The following is an 18,455-nucleotide window of genomic DNA, read 5'->3' on the forward strand; positions in this document are numbered from 1 at the left end:
CTTAGAGCTCCTCCCGTCCCGCTGCGCCGGCCGCCTCCTGCTGGTGCAGCCGCCGCCGGTAGGCTCCGGGCGTGATTCCGAACCGGCTGCCGAACAGGCGGGACAGATAGCTCGGGTCCGGAATCCCTACCCGTTCGGCAATCTCCGAGACCCCCAGCACTGTGCCGCCCAGTAATTTCTTGGCTTCCTCCAGACGCAGATGCAGCACATACTGCAGCGGTGTGGTGCCGATATGCTGCTTCATGCACCTCGTAATATAATCCGCCTGGAAATGCAGCTCCTCCTCAAGCCGGGCCAGATGAAACGGCTCCCTCCAATGAACATCCAGATAGGCCGCGGCAGCCCGGGCCAGCCGGACTGCCGGCTCCGGCTGGATCGTCCGTTCACATTCCGCCTGCAGTCCCGCCAGCAGCCCGGCCAGCAGCAGATGCAGCCGCAGCGCGTTCCCTGCGCTGAGCCGGCTATGAATCTCGTTCATCTCCCGCAAGATCGGCTCCAGCCTCTCTACATCGACCGCAGCGAACTTCGGCAGGTACAGCCGCTGCCGGACAGGCTCCTCGTCCTCCACCGTTCCCTTGGACAGCAGGGAAGACCAGGGAATATCCCCGCGCCGGATATAGGCCGGCTTAGATTCATGGATGAAGTGGACCCAGAAGATCTCCGTATCCTCCTCGCAGGCACGGTAGCCGTCATGCGGCCGTCCCGCCTCCAGCACCAGCAGCATTCCCGGACCCACTGCATACTCCTTGCCCTCTTCTGTCATATAGAGCGTTCCCCGCTTGACCAGCAGCAGATCATATACCCCGAACGTGCGGGCGAAATGCCGGTCCCCCGCCGACCAGACGGCATGTCCCACCGTGACGAACTGCGGCAGCGGCGGAATGGCAAATTCCAGGCACAGCATGATATCCCCTCCTCCTGTCTTAAGTCGGTTTTGTGCTAGTTAAGGTCTATATTATCACTGGCTGCTGCGGCAATAAAGAGGTACATTGACTGGGAATCCGCTTTTCATTCCATTCCATAAGGGGCTGTGTATCCATGCGTTTTCGTCAGGTTCACCTTGATTTCCATACTTCAGAAGCCATTCCCGGCATTGGCCGTGAATTCTCCAAAGCCCAGTTTCAGTCCATGCTGCGCACAGGTCATGTAGACTCTGTCACGGTATTCTCCAAATGTCATCACGGCTGGGCCTATCATCCCAGTGAAGCCAATGAGATACACCCTCAGCTGACCTTTGACCTGCTGGGCGAGATGATAGCGGCAGCCCATGAGATCGGCGTCCGCACACCGGTGTATCTGTCGGCGGGCCTTGACGAGAAGCTGGCCCGCCTTCACCCCGAGTGGCTGATCCGCGATGCCGAAGACCGCACGCGCTGGGTGAAGGACTTTATGACACCGGGGTACCATGAGTTCTGCATGAACACGCCGTACCTGGACCTGTTGCTGGCGCAGATTCATGAAGCCGTCTCCCGGTACGAGGCCGACGGCATCTTCCTTGATATCGTCGGCGTCCGTAAATGCCGCTGCCAGTACTGCGTTACCGCCCTGCGGGCAGCGGGCCGGGACCCCCGGGATGAAGCAGCGGTTGTGGCTCTGGGCGAACAGACCTATCTGCACTATGCCCGCCGTGTGCGCGAGACCATTGATGCCGTGAAGCCCGGTCTTCCGGTCTACCATAACAACGGTCATCAGCAGCGCGGACGCCGCGACCTTGTCCAGGTCAACAGCCATCTGGAGCTGGAGTCCCTGCCCACCGGAGGCTGGGGTTATGATCATTTCCCGCTGTCGGCACGGTATGCCCAGACGCTGGGAATGGAGTTCCTCGGCATGACCGGCAAATTCCATACCTCCTGGGGGGAATTCGGCGGGTATAAGCATCCGAACGCCCTGCGGTTCGAGACTGCGCTCAGCCTCGCCCATGGAGCCAGATGCTCCATCGGTGACCAGCTTCACCCCTCCGGCCTGATGGATGAGGCGACCTACGCCCTGATCGGCGCCGCCTACAGCGAGGTGGAGGCGAAGGAGGAATGGTGCGGCGGGGTAACCTCCGTTGCTGATATTGCCGTCTTGTCGCTGGAGGCTGCGCGCGAGGCCTGTCCCGGCGGGCAGGCGCGCCGGGGGGAGCCTAACTTGGCCGACGCCGGGGCAGTGCGCATATTGACAGAAGGACATTACCTGTATGATATCGTAGATACCTTCAGCGACTTCACCGCGTACAAGGTGTTAATTCTGCCGGATGAGGTAGCCGTATGGCCGGAGCTGGCCGAGGCTATAGAGCGCTTCACCGCCGGCGGCGGCAAGGTACTGGCTACCGGACGCTCCGGATTGAATCCGGCAGGCGATGCTTTTGCGCTGGACCTGGGGGTGACCTGGCTGGGTACCAATCCGTACCGTCCAGCTTACTTCAAGCCCTATTTCACTCCCGGCGACCTCTTGCCCGCCTCCTATGTCATGTACAGCGAAGGCCAGCTTGTAGAACTCTTGGAAGGACAATCGTTGGGCCATCTGGAGAATCCTTATTTCAACCGCGACGTCTTCACCTTCTGCTCGCACCAGCATACGCCGGGTGCCCGGGAGGACAACGGGCCGGGGATGGTGGAGAGCAGCAGCGGGATCTATATCGCCTGGGATGTATTCAGCGAGTATGCAGAGGCAGGTCATCTCATCCTGAAGGAGCTGGTCCTTCATGCCCTGGAGCGGCTGCTTCCGCTCCCTTCGCTGCGCACCAACCTGCCGGCCCGGGGCATAACGACCCTGCAGTACCAGCAGGCGGAGCAGCGTTATGTGCACCATCTGCTCTATGCCGCTCCTGCACTCAAAGGACGGATCGAAGTCATCGAGGACATTGTGCCGCTGCGGGATATATCCGTCAGCCTGCGACTTCCGTCTCCAGCTCCCGTCCACCGGGTCTACCTGGCCCCGTCGATGACAGAGCTGCCGTTCACAGCCGGCCAGCAGGGTGAACTTACCTACACCATTCCTTACCTGGAGAATCACCAGATGGCAGTGATTGAGCTGGCTTAAGGGCAAGTCCGCCTTAATTACGGAGTGTTTGCGCTATACAGGCAGGTCATCCCCTTGCTTCCGGCATGGGGGCGGCCTGTCTGTTTAGGGTTGTTTTTTGCATACATTCGGGCCAATCGTCCTCGTAGTGGCTATTGTATTCGGCTTTCTGTGAAAATACTTCTGGCACAACCTGCGCTAAACGCACGGCCTATGTGGCACCTCCAGTCCAATTGTGTTCGGTTTTCCGATTACATTCGGCCTACGCGGCGCTCCCAGTCCAATTGTGTTCGGTTTTCCGATTACATTCGGCCTACGCAGCGCTCACAGTCCAATTGTGTTCGGTTTTCCGATTACATTCGGCCTACGCGGTGCGCCCAGTCCAATTGTGTTCGGTTTTCCGATTACATTCGGCCTACGTGGCGCTCCCAATCCAATTGTATTCGGTTTTCCGTTAAAATTTGTTAAATAGATGAACAGACGACGTTCTGTTTTTAGGCGCGCTGCTCATTTTCATGCTGGAGTTGTGGCTTGAGAGACAAAATAACATAAGAAACCTAAAAAAAATGAAAGACCCACCAATTTCCGTTCCTGACTCCTCTTCCGCAGGGATAATCGCTCAAAATATCGTAAAACATGATGCGGAAAAACGGTTCCGCTTTTATTTTATAATGAATGCGTAGCGCTACAACAAAAAGTAAGCGGTTTCAATAAAGGCGGTCCAGAGCTGTAGAACAACAAAAATTGAGTATCCGAAGGAGAGAACTATGAGGAAAAAAAGGTTCTTGATGCTGCCCTTGGCTTTTCTGCTGTCATTCATGCTGGCAGGCGTCTCCAGTGCAGAGGTAACCTCCAATTATGTGAACCCGCTAATGGGAGGTGCGGACCCTACCATTGCCAGGGCAGCGGACGGTTATTATTATTCAGCCTTTTCAGGCGATAACAACATCACGCTTAAGAGGCATGAGACCATTCTCGGAGTATCCACAGCCAAGAGCAAGATTGTCTGGAAAAAGCCGGATAACTTCGGATTCGTATGGGGTCCCTACATCTATCGTCTGGAAGGCAAGTGGTATCTGTATTTCTCCTCCGGCCCGGAGGAGAGCTTCGGCTATGGCCATCCCAGCTCTTATGTCCTGGAGAATGCTTCTCCCGATCCTTTTGAAGGCACTTGGGAGCTTAAGGGTGAATCTGCCAACGAAGACAAGGACGGACAGGTGACGGTCAAGAAGGGGCTGCTGAACACGCAGGGCTTCGGTTTGGCTTGCGGGGTGGTCTCCATCCAGGGGCAAACCTACTTCACCTACACCAAATACTACTATTACCCCGACCCGAAGGATCCTTCCAAGACGAAATTCGACGAGAGTCCGACCATCGTCAAAATGAAAAACCCGTGGACCCTGGAAGGCCCGGAGGGCGTGGTCGCAAGGCCCCAATATGACTGGGAGAAGCAGCACGACAATATCAATGAGGGTGCGGCAGTCGTGGAACGGAACGGTAAAACCTATTTCGCCTATTCCGCCAGCAGCTTCATGAACGATAACTATTCTGTAGGGGTATCCGTGGCCAACGCCGGCGCTGATGTGATGCAGGCAGAGTCCTGGGTGAAGCATCCTGAGCCGGTGATGAAAAGGTCGGATGAGAACAGCTCCTATGGACCGGGATCTCCCCTGTTCCTGAAGTCCGAGGACGACACCGAGGACTGGATTATGTATCACGGCATTCCAACCCATGGACAAGGCGGCGGGAACCGGGGAATAAGGGCCCAGCGTATTCACTGGGATGATCAGGATTTCATCAACCTTGGCATCCCTTCCAATCCCGGTACCGTTCTGAACAGACCCTCCGGCGAGGAGAAAAGTGAAATCTATGAAGCCGAGGAGGCCAGCCAGTCGGGAGTCTCCAGAGTCGTCGGCAAAAGCGGTTACGCTTCCGGCGGCCTGTATGAGAAATTCAGCAACAGCAGCGACAATAACTATGTAGAGTTTACTGTGAACACCAACGCCCAAGGGACCTACTCTCTGGATTTCCGGTACAATAACAACACGCCAAGCGCTGTTAATATGAAATTAAAAGTTAACGGGGAGGCAGCCCGGGATCTCTCTTTTGCCTCCAATGCAGGCTTTGACGCCAACTTCAATATTCAGTCCGTTCATAATATGAAGCTGAATGCCGGAAGCAACAAGATCCGCCTGTCCGGCAAAAGCAATCTGGCTCTGGATGCCCTGATTATCAAAAGAAGCAGCCTCTATGAGGCCGAGGATGCCGTACTGTCGGGGAACGCCAAGGTAGACAGAGACCATGCCGGATATAGCGGAACCGGATTTGCCGGCGGCTTATGGGTTACAGGTTCTGCGGTCACCTTCAAGGTCAATGCCGCCGCTGCAGGCAGTTACTCGGTGAATCTGGGCTACGGCTTAGGATTTAACGATGACCGGACCCTGAGTATGTATGTGAACGGACACAAGATGAAGCGGGCCGATTTCTTCAACCTGGGCAACTGGGACCGCTGGGCCGACCGTTATGACAATGTTTTCCTCAAAGAAGGGGAAAATACGATCATGTATAAATATGACGCGGGTGACACCGGCAATGTCAATCTGGACTATATCACAGTTACCGAAGCAACCACCTGGCATTATGGAGCGGAAGATGCGAAGCTGACCGGTGCGGCTGACACCTCAGTTGTGTACGCCAAAGACGGCAACATGGGAACCGGTTATGTAACCGGACTATCCAGCGCGAACTCCTCCGTCGAATTTGCTGTAAATGTGGAGAACGCGGCGTCCTATGATGTGAAATTAAGATATGCAAAAGCCGAAGCGGGTAAAACCCTGGCCCTCTACTTAAACGGCACCCGGATCAAGAACATCACCCTCCCGGCCACCGGCGGAGCTGCGGTCTGGAAAGAGCAGCTGGAGACGCTAAGCCTGAAAGAGGGAACCAACCATATCACTTACAAGAACGAGACCGACCATTCCGGCATCCTCCTTATCGACAGTATTCATCTGAACAAACGCACCCCCTGGAGATATCAGGCCGAAGATGCAGCCCGAACAGGCAGTTTGCAGATTGGCAGAGACCATCTCTGGTATGAAGGCAACGGATTCGTCGGCGGCTTTGAGCAAAAAGGGGACGCGCTACGCTTCCAGGTCAACGTGCCCAATACAGCAGCTTATACCTCCACCCTGCGGTATTCCGGCGCACAGAGCTCCAATATCACAATGTCCATGTACGTTAACGGACAGCGGATCAAGCAAGTCTCCCTGCCGCCTACAGCCAATTGGGAGATGTGGGCGAACAGCACAGAGTCCGTGAACCTTAACGCCGGAAACAATATTATTGAATTCATCCGCGAACAAGGCGACACGGGAAGATTCAATATCGACAGTCTCACCATTGATAAGACCAGCGGCGGATTCATGAGCTCCATTGCCAAGAAGATCATCCCCGAAAAGATGGTCAAAATCCAGCCGAAGCATAGCGGAAAATCACTCGATGTGGACCGGGTTTCCAGTGATCCGCTGGCAGTCATCAACCAGTGGGCTAATGGCGACGGCAATAATCAGCTGTGGAGGTTCCTGGACCTCGGCACAGGTTATTACCAGATTCAGTCGGTGCACAGCGGGCATGTCCTTGACCTGCTTCCCGGTTCAGCCATACAGCAGCTCTGTCAGAATACCCAAGCCTCCGGGGCCATACCGGATACCCAGCAGTGGAAGCTGGTCAAAGACGGCGACTACTACAAAGTAGTCAACAAAAGCAATAATAAAATCATCACTGTAGACGGGGCATCGAACAACAACGGCGCGGCCGTAAGAGTAGCCGATGACCAGGGCAAGGATAACCAGCGCATGAGGATTGAAATCCGCAACCTCAGCAACAGCGAGATCAGCGCATTGAGTGAGGCAGGAGGACGCTATGAAGTAACGTTCAACGCCAGTGGCGGAAGCCCGGCACAGACGGTGATTCAGGCCGTATACGGCGAACCGTTAACCCCTCCTGCGGTGACCAAAGAAGGCTATGAGCTGGAGGGCTGGTTCACCGATAGCTCGAAATGGGATTTTGCGGCCCAGACAGTACCAGGTGCATTAACGCTGACGGCGAAGTGGGAGCTCAAGGCTCCCGAGGTGAGGATTATCAGTGAAGGCTCACTGCGGGCAGGCTCGGAGGGTAACCTCCGCGCTGCCGGAACAGGGACAGGAACCCTGTCCTACTCCTGGTATGTTGACAAGGGAGCAGGCTACGGAGAGCCGGTCGGAGCAGGCGAGGTCCTGAATCTTCCCGTGTTGTCCGAAGCGATGACCGGTTACCGTTACAAGGTGGTCGTGACCGGTGAAGGCGGATTAACCAGAGAGCAGGATTATCTCCTGAAGGTGCTCCCGGCTGATGCAGAATGGACCCCGCCGGCCTTCGGGACCGACCTGCCGTCTCTGCTGGAGACCGTGGAAGGGGAGCCGGTGATGCTGCTGGTTGAACCGGCAGGAGACGTTCAGTCTATCGAATGGGAAGTGAAACGGCCCGGCACTGAGGAATGGCTGCCCGTTACCAGTGTTACCGGTGCGGTCTACCGCTTCGTTCCCGGTATGGAGGATCACGGAACACAGTACCGTGTGGGATTGACCGGCACAGCGGAGGGGAATCCCGTTCGGATTACCGGAACGGAGCTAACGCTCAAGGTCTATCCGGCCCATGAGCTTCCGTCCGTCCAATCCTTCGCGGCAACCGTTAACCCGGCCGCTGAGGATCATCCGGTAACCCTCAGCGTAGTGGCCACTTCAACGTATGGAGAGCTGAGCTACCGCTGGCTGAAGAATGACCTTGTCCTGAACGGCGCCACCGGCAGCAGTCTGACGATTGAGAAGGCCGCTATATCAGATACGGGAGCTTATAAAGTAGAGGTAACCAACACCCGTATCATTGGCAGCCGCACCTATGTGGACACAGTTTATACGGAGCCTGTTGAACTGACGGTCAACCCTACTCCGGTCACGCCGACCAACCCGCCGTCATCCACAGATGTCCCTCGGGCCACACCTGTGCCGTCAGCCAAGCCACAGCCAGCGGCAACCCCGCTGCCTTCGACTGCAGTCATTTCGGCTGCTCAGCTCAGCAGTCCTGCGGTGAACGGACTGGTTACGGTTCAAGTGGGACCGGCAACCGCGGCTCTGCTTCCGGTGAATACCGGGGAGCTGCTGGGAAGTCATTCCCTGCGTCTGCAGGGAGACACAATAGAGCTGGTACTGGCGCCGGAGCTGCTGAAGCAGCTGGCCGAAGCCGCGTCTGCGGTTAAGGGCAGCGGCACCCGGATTCTGCTGAAGGCAGAACCTAAGCCGCTCGAAGACATGAAGCTGAAGACAGAAGCAGGCGTGTCCCTGAAGGGCAGGCTGCTGGAATATGATCTGAGCCTGGCCGGGGCGGACGGAACGCTCCACCGTCTGGACTATTATGCGGTTCCGGTGAGCCTGCGCTTAACCGCGGGCGGGCTTGATCCGAAGCGGCTTGGCCTATACCGCGTAGGAACAGACGGTACGCTCACCTATCTGGGCGGAGCGGCTGAAGCTGGCGGGCTGAAGGCCGCGCTTGACGGCAGCAGCACCTACGCGCTGCTGGAGTATTCCAAGCAATTCAGCGATGTTCCCGCCTCGCACTGGGCATTTGAAGCGCTGCGCGAGCTGTCTGCGAAGCATCTGATCAAGGGCATCTCCGAGCTGGAATTCCAGCCCGGCCGGAATATCACCCGGGCTGAATTCGTTCAGCTGATGGCGAATGCCCTGCAATTGACTGGCAGCGGCAGCGTCTCCTTCACGGATGTCCCGCAGGATGCCTGGTATCAGAGCGCTCTGTCCGGCATGGTGCAGGCCGGTCTGATTACCGGACGGACTCCAGCGTCCTTCCAGCCGAATACGGAGATCAGCCGCGAAGAGATGACCGTCATTCTCATGCGGGCCTACCGGCTCCGGCAGGGGATCATGCCCGCAGCACCGCTTAGCCCATCCCTTAAAGATGCGGCAAGCATCTCCGGCTGGGCAGCGGAACAGGTAACTGCAGCGGCGGCCCTCGGCTTCGTGCAAGGACGGGCAGACGGTACCTTCGCTCCGAAGGCACCCGCCACCCGTGCCGAAGCTGCGCAGATTCTGCTGAATGTTCTGAAATAAGCAGCGGCGGGAACAGCCATCCATATTCAGCTGTTCTGCAAGGCATAGATAAGGCGCTCCCCCTGGAACCATACGGGGAGCGCCTCTTCCTATACTCTCCTTCTTAAATGCGGCTACCCGCTAGACCCAGCCTCTCGTTTATCCTAGTAACGCTCTGCTTGCCATACAATGACGCCCTTTCTCTACCACAGTAACGTTCTGCCTCCACCACCATAGTGACATCCTGCTCTATCACAGTAACGTTCTGCTTCCACCACAGCAAATGTGTGAGCTTCCGGGCTTACTGTCACAATAGTCTCCCGATTCCTGCCCAAAATACAACATCTCCCTCCCAAATTCGGCCCCACCACGAGATTGTTGTAAGAATGTCAACATTTCTCCCTCTCCCAGTCTCCGTACAGAACAAATCTTGCATTTCGTGCAAGATTCCCGCCTAACTGCTGGTAATGTAAGAGTCAAGGCTGCAGAATGTGCAACATTTTCGCCTATACCCCACCTTTTAAGCTACACCTTCATATACCGGCCAGGTAATTTTCCTTCCCTTCAAAACAAATGGCTTTTTCCTGAAATATTGAACACCTCATAGGAATTTCGATTTCTTCATAGAATTTCATTACAAAAGTGTGAAAAAAGGAGGAGCAAATGCAAGAGATTATTTCGAAAGTAAACGGTGTGTCGCTCTGGCATCTTGTTCACGGTCAGGGTATTCCAATTGTACTTTTACATGGGGGTCCAGGTGCGTATGATTATTTAGAACCTGTGGCTGAGTTATTGGATGATGGTTGTTTTCAAATTATTCGGTATGAGCAACGGGGGAGTTGGAGATCAGAGAAAACGGGTCCCTACGATATTGAGACATTTATTGAAGATTTAGAACAGTTAAGGATTCATTTAGGTTTAAAAAATTGGGTTGTCTGTGGGCATTCTTGGGGTGCATCATTGGCGTTAGCATATTCCACCAAATATCATGCTAATGTTGAAGCTCTAATCTATATATCGGGAACAGGAGTTAATCCCGCTTGGCACGCTGACTATCGTACTAATAGACTTAACAGAATGAGTCCTACTGACAGAGAAGAATATATTTATTTGCGTTCAGTTATAGAAACTATGAAAGGTGAAGAACAAGATCATACAAAAGAACGATTACGTGAACTCAGTTTAAGAACTGATTTATTTAATCAGGATAACTTTAATAAACTTCCTCGTATACACGGAGAATTTGTAAACAATGAAGTCAATCAAAAAGTTGGTTCTGAATATAATGAGTATTTTGAAAATGAGAAATTCAAAAAAGCTATTTCATTAAATAAAATCCCCTCTCTTTTTATTCATGGAGAGACAGATCCTCGCCCATATAATTACGTGAGAGAGCTTGCATCCAATTTGCAAAACTGCGAATTTGCATTGATTCCTAATGCTGGACATTATCCTTGGCTTGATAATTCTGATGCTTTAGGAAAGCAAATAAACGAGTTTTTATCTAGGCATGTTTTGAAATGAAATATGGTTTATGAGGATGATGGCGTACAATTTCACTTTTCTGTGTAAGACATATCATAAAATTCTAGAAATGAGCCATACAAAAAAACACCTTCAAGGTACTCTCCCTGTCATACGACAAGACGAACCTGTTAAAGGTGTTCTACGCTGGCAAGTCTGCTCTGGTATACTCTGCTCTAGCGTACTCTACCCCTGCATAGATTACTTTGCTGCTCTTCGGATCAGCTCCGCAAGTCCCGTTATTTCCTGCGGAACACGCGATACGCCCAGGATGATCCAGCCGCTGCATTGGCTATACGGTCCGAGATAGACCACTTCACCGTCTATCATTTTTTGCTTCATCGAATTGGGCCTCGTTTTACATGGCTCCAGGGCATACATGTTGTCCCCAATCGCCCGTTTGGCGATCAGGGAACGGGGATAACACTGCAGAGAACGGATCACATAAGCTGCCGCGTCCTGCCCTGTGTTCACCAGCATCTCAGCCGTCAGCGCCTGACTTCCGTCTGCCGCCGCCTGATAGTTGCGGACCTGCGGCAGATCGGACAACCCTGCCACCGGCTGCGGAACGTATTGATAACAGCGGATCGGGTCCAGCCGGGTCCGGGAATCGTAGACGGCAAGCGCATCTTCCTCCGGCGGGGCAGAGTCACGGAGCAGCATACTCCCGGGATGGACCGGCAGTACATAACTCCCCCCGCCCGCCATGAAGCCTCCCGCCAGCTGGATATGGTATCCGTCATCCACCGGCTGGACGGAATCGGTTAGATTCCGTACCGTATCTTCCCGGAACAGATCGGCTGCCCCGTAACGGGTAACGATACGGATGATCTTGTCATACACAGGCGCCTGCCCGTACCCTCTCACCGAAACCTTGCCTTCAAGGCAGATCTGCTGCTCATCCCAAGTAATCCGTACCGATTCCAGGAGTGCCGGGGAGTACGACCCTGTCCCATGGACAGTTCTTACCTCATCCGGGGTGCCGAAGATTTCAGGTCCAATGGCAGCTACGGCGGCATAGAAGCCTGAATCCCAGCCCGAGTGCTCATTATCCGACAGATCCACGTGATCGGGGTGCAGCAGATACCGCTCATCACGCTCCCAACTGATCTTCTCGGCATCCAGCCAGATTTCCCCAATGTCCATGCCCCGCTCCAGAATCACCGTAAAGAGAAGCCGCCCGTTGCTTATCCTCAACACACGCATTTGTGAGCCGAAGAGGTCAGTAACCAGCTCCAAGGTGACCTGCCCGCCTTCCGGCAGCACTTGTGGAATGTCCGGCAGCAGCTGAGCCAGTGCCAAATTACCGATCCCCTTATTATCCATCCATCCGTTTCCCCCTCCGCTCATTAGCCATCCAGCCGTTCACCTTCGTCCGCTCATTATCCATCCAGCCATTCACCCCCGTCCGCTCATTATCTATCCAGCCGTCCACTCCTGCCCAATCATTAGCCATCCAGCCATTCATCCCCGTCCGCTCATTAGCCATCCACCCGTTCACCCCGTCCGCTCATTATCCATCCAGCCGTTCACCTTCGTCCGCTCATTAGCCATTCGGACGGTCTCCCCCTCCGGCTTGTCCCGCTACACCGAGATGGCTCAGCAGGAACACAGGCTCCAGTTGTTCGAAGCTGGTGAGGGTAAGATGTGCTCGGGCAAGCAGCGCCCTGTCGCCGATGCCGACCACGCGCATACCTGCCCGGACCGCACCTTCTACACCGGCGGCCGCATCCTCGAAGACGTAGCAGCGGGCCGGGTCTGCGCCAAGCAGCCGGGCCGCCTGCAGGAACTCCTCCGGGTCCGGCTTCGCCCGGGCGATGCTGTTTCCGTCCACCACCACATCAAACAGCGGCCTGATGTTCACCTTCTCCAGAATCAGCGGAGCGTTCTGGCTGGCCGATGCGATTGCCGTCCTGACTCCCTGTGAGCGCAGCAGTCCAATGAAATCCGCCACCCCCGGCAATACATCAGCAGGCGTAAGCGTGGCAAGATACTCCTTGTACCACTCGTTTTTCCGGGAAGCCAGCGACTCTTTCTGCTCTGGAGTTACTTCCGTGATCCCGCCGTCCCGGAGCAGAAGCTCAAGCGACTCCATACGGCTAACCCCCTTAAGCTGTTCATTCGCCTGTTCACTGAAGACGAAGCCTAACTCCCCGGCGAGGCGTTTCCAGGCCAGATAATGAAACTTCGCCGTATCGACAATGACCCCGTCCAGATCGAAGATGGCTGCCTCAAAGGATAGTGCCCGCACCGGAATCCCCTCCATTCAGCTTGTGTATTTCATGCGCACCCGGACTCACGGTGACCTGATAGTGCTCCCCCCTCCAGGCCAGCCGGAAGCTTAGTTCCGTCCAGCCTTCAGGCAGCCGGGGCTCCAGCTCTATAACCTCACTCCACATCGCACTCTTCAGCCCGGCGAATCCGTAGACAATAAGCTGCCACAGGCCGCCGCAATTGGCGATGTGAATTCCTTCGGCGGCACCTTTTTTCTCCAGCGAGAGATCAATATCCATGACCCGCTGAAGGAACCCTGCCGCTGCCTCCTTCTGGTTCAGCCACGAAGCCACAATGCCGTGAACCGCCGCCGACAAGGAAGAATCGTGGGTCGTAATCGGCTCATAGTAGGCATAGGAGGCCTGCATCTGCCGGCCGGTGAACTCCTGCCTGAACAGCAGCATCAATTCCAGCACATCCGCCTGCTTCAGCGCCTTGGAACGGTAATTACGCTCCTGGGAAATGAAATGGCCGAAGGGCCGGGACCTGTCCGTCCAGAGACTCCCGAAGTCCACCTCCGCATAAGAAGCGAAATCGTCCGATTGCGGAATCAGTTCACTCTGGCTGTCATATGGCAGCCTTAACTTCTCCGCCGTATGCCGGAACAGCTCCCGCTCACCTGGACGAAGATCCAGCCGCTCAGCCACAGCCGCATAGCTGCCTTGATCACCGTCTTCCAGGCTGTCCAGATAAGCAGCGGTCTGCTCCAGACTGAACTTGACCATCCGGTTAGTGAAGGCATTGTTGCGGGTAAAAGGCAAATATTCATCCGGTCCCATCACGCCCAGCAGCTCGCAAGCCCCTTCCCCGTTCCAGTCCACGCGGTCACACCAATAACGGGCCGTCTCCACCAGAATATCAATCCCGTAGTGCTCCAGGAATTCATCATCTCCTGTAGCCCTGACGTAATGGCAGACCGCATAGACTACATCCGCTGTTATATGAATTTCATGATCGGCGTATTGCCAGTTGGCACATTGCTCTTCCCCGCCTAATGAGGACTCCCAGGCGTACCGTGCTCCCCGGTATCCATAGCTCTGAGCATTGCGCCTCGCACCTTCAAGCGTATGATAGCGGAACAGAAGCAGATTGCGGGCAGCCTGCGGATTAGTATGCAGATAGAACGGGAGCAGATTAATCTCCGTATCCCAAAAATACCTGCCGAAATAAGCTTCCCCGGCATAGCCCTTGGCACAGATCGCTACCCGGTCATCCTGCTCCGCATTGGAGCGGATAAGATGGTAGAGCGAAGCGCGGACATTCAGTTGCGCTGTGCCGTCTCCCTTGATGCGGATATCGGCCTCCTGCCATTTGCTTGTCCAGCAGTCCGCATGACGGTTATATAGCTGCTCCCAGCCTAATTCCCGTGCACGGCGGAGCTGTTCATGCGCCCTGCCGTACACTGTTCCTTCTTCCCTGTCACGGTCCGTGGTTACCGCAGTCAGCTTGCGGAGCGTGAACCGTTCCCCGGCCCGCAGCTGAAGCTCCCCTCGCAGCGCCGCCCTTACTCCCGTAAGCTCCTCCTGCCAGTCCACCGCTTCAGAGACCTCCAGCGCAGACAGCATATAGATCTGGTTCCCCTTCTCTGTCAGGGTCTCCAGGGACAGGCTGCCTTCTGATTCTGCCAGGGGAATGATCCGGGCAAAATGATTCATCCCGTTGGTCCGCACATCTCCGCGCAGCGCCGCAGTCATCTCCAGCCGGCCTTCACCAGCCAGCACCTCCAGCTGAACCTGCTGAATGCACAGATGGGTATCAGCCATACTAAGGTAGCGGCTATAAGTACACTCCAGCTGCATCCCCTCCCCCGTCTCCCATAGGAATGAACGATGCAGACTTCCATCCCGCAGATCCAGCCAGCGTCTGTAGCCGCTGATCCGGCTGCGGTCCATATCCAGCGGCTCGCCCGCCGACCGGAACTCAAGCCCCAATACATAAGGCAGGTTGACAATCTCCTCCTTCAGCAGCGGGTGCGGTGCGACAATGCCCGGGATATAGGTTCCCTGCTTGGATTTGGGGTGCCGCGGCTTCTCCAGCGTGACGTTATCCGGGAAACGCAGATATTCCTCATCCTGGGGGGCATCGCTGCATCCCTCCTCGAAGCTTCCGCGCATATGCATATAGCCGTTCCCCTGCGTAAAAAGCCCTTCATAATGCTTATGCAGTGTAGCCTGATATCCGTTCTCCTTCAGGCACCACAGGTGATCCTCCTTCATTTGCAACCCCCTGATTTCTCCGGTATCTTTCATTTGGTTAACCTCCGCCTCCGGTTCCTCATCCCTTGACTGCTCCCGCAGCAAGGCCCGATACCACCTGCTCCTGCAGCAGGATATAGACCAGAATACTCGGGATGATCACGACCATCGTGGCTGCGAACATGACGCCGTAATCACTGGCGAACTGGCTTTTGAAGTAATAGAGGGCCAGGGGCAGGGTTCGGCTCTGATTGCCAGTCGTCAGAATAATAGCAAACTGAAATTCATTCCAGCAGAGCAGGAACTGCATCACCCCCGCTGTGCCGAAGCCCGGCTTCGAGATGGGCAGAATAATCTTGAAGAACGTCTGGATGAAGCTGGCACCATCCAGATAAGCCGATTCCTCCATTTCCTTCGGAATGGTCAGGAAATAGCTGGATAGAATGTAGAGCGAGACCGGCAAGCCGAAGCCGGTATACACGATAATAAGGCCAATCAGCTTGTCGTACAGCCCGAGCGTGTTCACCGTCAAATACAGCGGCTGCAGCATCGCAGCGCCCGGAATGAGGAGCGACAGGGAGAAGGCTCCCATCAATAGCTTCTTGCCGCGGAATTTGAAGCGTGCCAGAACATAAGCGGCCATTCCGAGCAGCAGCAGATTGAGCAGGGTTCCGAAGATCCCCACGATCACACTGTTGATGTAGAACCGGGAGATCGGCGCTATTTTGAAGGCCATCGTGTAATTCGAGAAGCGGAAGCTGCTGGGCCAGCCCAGCGAATTGGTCAATATCTCGGCATTCGTCTTGAACGAAGCGAGCAGCACCCACAGGAACGGACCCAGGGACAACAGAACAATCAAGAACACAAACCCGTATTTAAGTACAGCCAAACCTTTTTTCATCATACTCACCCCATCCGCTCCATTCAGTTTTGGGAGCTGCCTATTCTGAACAGATTTCGGCACAGCAGGACAAAGATCAAGCCAAAGCCGATTAGGAAGACGCCCACGGAATTGGAATAACCGAAGTTGTTGTCCATGAGTGCGGTCTTGTAAATATAAATAGGCAGGTTCATCGTCTCATTACCGGGTCCGCCGCCTGTTGTCATCAGGATAATATCCATCTTCTGCAGCATACTGGTTCCTGATAGAATCACGCAGGTACCGATAATGTTGCGCAGCATGGGAATAACGATGTACAAATTGATCTTCAAGGTACTGGCCCCGTCAATCCGCGCCGATTCATACAGGCTCTCCGGAATGGCTGCGATCTCAGCCAGAATCAGGATCGTGACCACCGCCGCATAGGGCAGCCAGGTCATCGTGACGGAGAAGAAGGCGGTCGCGTAATCCATGAACCAGTTCTGGGAGTAATCCGCATTCCCGAATAAGCGGGCAATACTGTTCACCGCACCGAAATCTGGATTGAGCATACAGAGGAACAGCATCCCTACGGCTGCACCCGAGATAATATTCGGAAACATGTAGACTGTGCGTGCGAACTTCCAGTAGAACTCCTTCATGCTGAGAATAATCGCGAATAGGGTCCCGATGGCAACGTGGATCGTAGATTGCAGCACCACCCAGATGCCCGTATTCAGTGCGCTTTGGCGAAAATCGGCATCGTCCGTGAATAGCTTGATATAATTAGTGAGACCGATAAACACCGGGCTGCGTCCGGCTGACCATTCTGTGAACGATGTGCCGAACAGCATGACAAGTGAAACGGCATAGACAAGAATAAACAATAGTACAGTCGGCAACAGGAAAAGCGTGATATACCCTCTATTTTTCCTAACCATCCATATGGTCCTCCCCAATCTATATAGAGATTCTTAAATCCAGCCTATCCTGCTCTTTATTTATTCTTAGCAGCAATCTCCGTCAGTTCCTTGGCAATGTCTTCGGCTGTTGCCTTGCCGGCGACCAGCTTTGGATACAGGTTCTTCCAGGCATCCGTTACGTTCGGATACACGATGGAGTCCAGGGTCCGGTAATGAAGCTGTGTCTTTTGAGCGACGGTGATGGATTCGACCATGATCGGATATTTCTGCTTCAGCGCATCCGAAGGCTGAACTTCACTCGATACCGGCATTACATTGCCGTATTCCAGCGCAAGGGTCTGTCCTTCAAGCCCTGTTTTGAACTTGATGAATTTCTCAGCAGCATCGCGGGTTTCCGGCGTTTTGGCTCCGATCATATAACCAACCTCATACGTGGAGATCAGACTGTTGTTCGGATAAGCTGCGACTCCCACTTTTTTATCGAAGCCTTCACTGGATTTGGTAGGATCGCTGAAATCTCCAATCATCCACGGACCATTGGCAATCATCGCGGCCTTGCCCTGGCTGAACGCGTTGGCGGCATTGGCATATCCCGCTCCAAGCGCATCCTTCGTCGTATACTTCTCCAGCAGCTCCTTCATCATGTTCAGCGCCTGAATCATCTCCGGTGTATTGAAGTCGGTGGGGTGCAGGGTGTTCATGAACGTTTTGCCGTTCTCCCCGTTCGTGCCGATCCTCGCAGCAAGAATCAGATTACTCGTCCAGGCATTCTCCCCGGTCATCAGTGCGAGCGGCACGAAGCCTGCGGCCTTCAGCTTCTCGTTGTTGCTCATGAATTCATCCCAGGTCTCTGCGGGCTTAATCCCCGTCTGATCGAACATGTCTTTATTGTAAAAGTAGCCGATGTTCTGCTTCTGATCACTGATCGCCCAGACCTTGCCGTCCCGCGTATTGGAAGCGAGCGCATCTTCTCCGATAGCAGCCTTCCATTCCGCATCTTTATCCAGGTATTCATTGAAAGGGGTTGCAAGATTGCCTTTGATCAGAACATCATTAATCCCGTCCTTGCCCATAACGACATCGGGAACATCCCCGGAGGCAGCCAGAATCTTGATCTTGTCAACATAGGCGGCATCACTTGGAATTTCTTCAACGACAACCTCCACTTCATTGCCGTACTTGGCATTGAACTGCTTGATCTGTTCCTCCTCCATCTTGGCTGACGCATGTGTGCCTACCCGGAAGGTGAGATAGGATATTTTCACCGGCGCTTTGGCCGCAGGCGCAGCAGCATTGCCTGAGCCTTCCGTTGCCGCCCCGCCCTTATTAGCTGAATTCTCAGCTCCGCAAGCTGAGATGGACATGGCCAGAAGCAGCGCGCTTGCCAGAGTAATTCCTGTTTTATAACGTGGTCTGTTCAAATGAAATCCCCCTTAATGAATGATGGCCCTCCTACACAAGTGTAAGTTCTGCGGCCCGGTGCGGTTTGTTACAGCTCTCATTGTAGACCAAACCCAAATACGAATGAATTCGTTTTTCG

11 protein-coding genes are annotated in these 18,455 nt (G+C 54.6%); 3 read left to right on the top strand and 8 right to left on the bottom strand.

Annotated elements, in window-relative coordinates:
- Position 1 precedes the first annotated feature (1 nt).
- On the bottom strand, positions 2 to 904 hold the full coding sequence (locus tag HQN87_RS05220) for an AraC family transcriptional regulator (RefSeq protein WP_173128774.1): 903 nt from the start codon (positions 902 to 904) through the stop codon (positions 2 to 4).
- Between the two features lie 134 nt (positions 905 to 1,038).
- On the opposite strand from HQN87_RS05220, the gene HQN87_RS05225 reads away from it, so the two are divergent.
- The 3 genes from HQN87_RS05225 (at position 1,039) to HQN87_RS05235 (ending at position 10,664) form a co-directional block, all read left to right on the top strand.
- Positions 1,039 to 3,024 (top strand): alpha-amylase family protein, encoded by a 1,986-nt coding sequence (locus tag HQN87_RS05225; protein ID WP_173128778.1) that lies wholly within the window; start codon positions 1,039 to 1,041, stop codon positions 3,022 to 3,024.
- Between the two features lie 776 nt (positions 3,025 to 3,800).
- On the top strand, positions 3,801 to 9,161 hold the full coding sequence (locus HQN87_RS05230) for a CBM35 domain-containing protein (protein ID WP_216857150.1): 5,361 nt from the start codon (positions 3,801 to 3,803) through the stop codon (positions 9,159 to 9,161).
- Between the two features lie 642 nt (positions 9,162 to 9,803).
- A complete protein-coding gene (locus HQN87_RS05235) occupies positions 9,804 to 10,664 on the top strand; it encodes an alpha/beta fold hydrolase (protein ID WP_173128784.1) in 861 nt (286 codons plus the stop codon).
- Positions 10,665 to 10,865: 201 nt separating this feature from the next.
- Here the strand turns inward: HQN87_RS05235 and HQN87_RS05240 are convergent, their stop codons facing one another.
- Genes HQN87_RS05240 through HQN87_RS05270 form a run of 7 tightly spaced genes read right to left on the bottom strand, consistent with a single transcriptional unit; the run spans position 10,866 to position 18,336 of the window.
- A complete protein-coding gene (locus HQN87_RS05240) occupies positions 10,866 to 11,990 on the bottom strand; it encodes a DUF4432 family protein (RefSeq protein WP_173128787.1) in 1,125 nt (374 codons plus the stop codon).
- A complete protein-coding gene (locus tag HQN87_RS05245) occupies positions 11,983 to 12,165 on the bottom strand; it encodes a hypothetical protein (RefSeq protein ID WP_173128790.1) in 183 nt (60 codons plus the stop codon). The genes HQN87_RS05240 and HQN87_RS05245 overlap by 8 nt, the downstream gene beginning before the upstream one ends.
- A 45-nt stretch (positions 12,166 to 12,210) precedes the next feature.
- A complete protein-coding gene (gene pgmB, locus HQN87_RS05250; protein ID WP_367272658.1) occupies positions 12,211 to 12,915 on the bottom strand; it encodes a beta-phosphoglucomutase in 705 nt (234 codons plus the stop codon).
- Entirely contained in the window at positions 12,896 to 15,154 is a 2,259-nt protein-coding gene (locus HQN87_RS05255; RefSeq protein ID WP_216857151.1) for a glycoside hydrolase family 65 protein, read from the bottom strand. Before HQN87_RS05255 ends, pgmB begins: the two co-directional genes overlap by 20 nt.
- 58 nt (positions 15,155 to 15,212) lie before the next feature.
- Complete coding sequence (locus tag HQN87_RS05260; RefSeq protein ID WP_216857152.1) at positions 15,213 to 16,034, bottom strand: carbohydrate ABC transporter permease; 822 nt, start codon at positions 16,032 to 16,034, stop codon at positions 15,213 to 15,215.
- 23 nt (positions 16,035 to 16,057) lie between these two features.
- Entirely contained in the window at positions 16,058 to 16,933 is an 876-nt protein-coding gene (locus HQN87_RS05265; protein WP_173128800.1) for a carbohydrate ABC transporter permease, read from the bottom strand.
- A gap of 56 nt (positions 16,934 to 16,989) precedes the next feature.
- Positions 16,990 to 18,336 carry an ABC transporter substrate-binding protein gene (locus HQN87_RS05270; protein WP_211720855.1) on the bottom strand — a complete coding sequence of 449 codons (1,347 nt, stop codon included), beginning with the start codon at positions 18,334 to 18,336 and terminating at the stop codon, positions 16,990 to 16,992.
- Positions 18,337 to 18,455 lie beyond the last annotated feature (119 nt).

Source organism: Paenibacillus tritici, assembly GCF_013204885.1.
Classification (GTDB): Bacteria; Bacillota; Bacilli; order Paenibacillales; family Paenibacillaceae; genus Paenibacillus_AQ; species Paenibacillus_AQ tritici.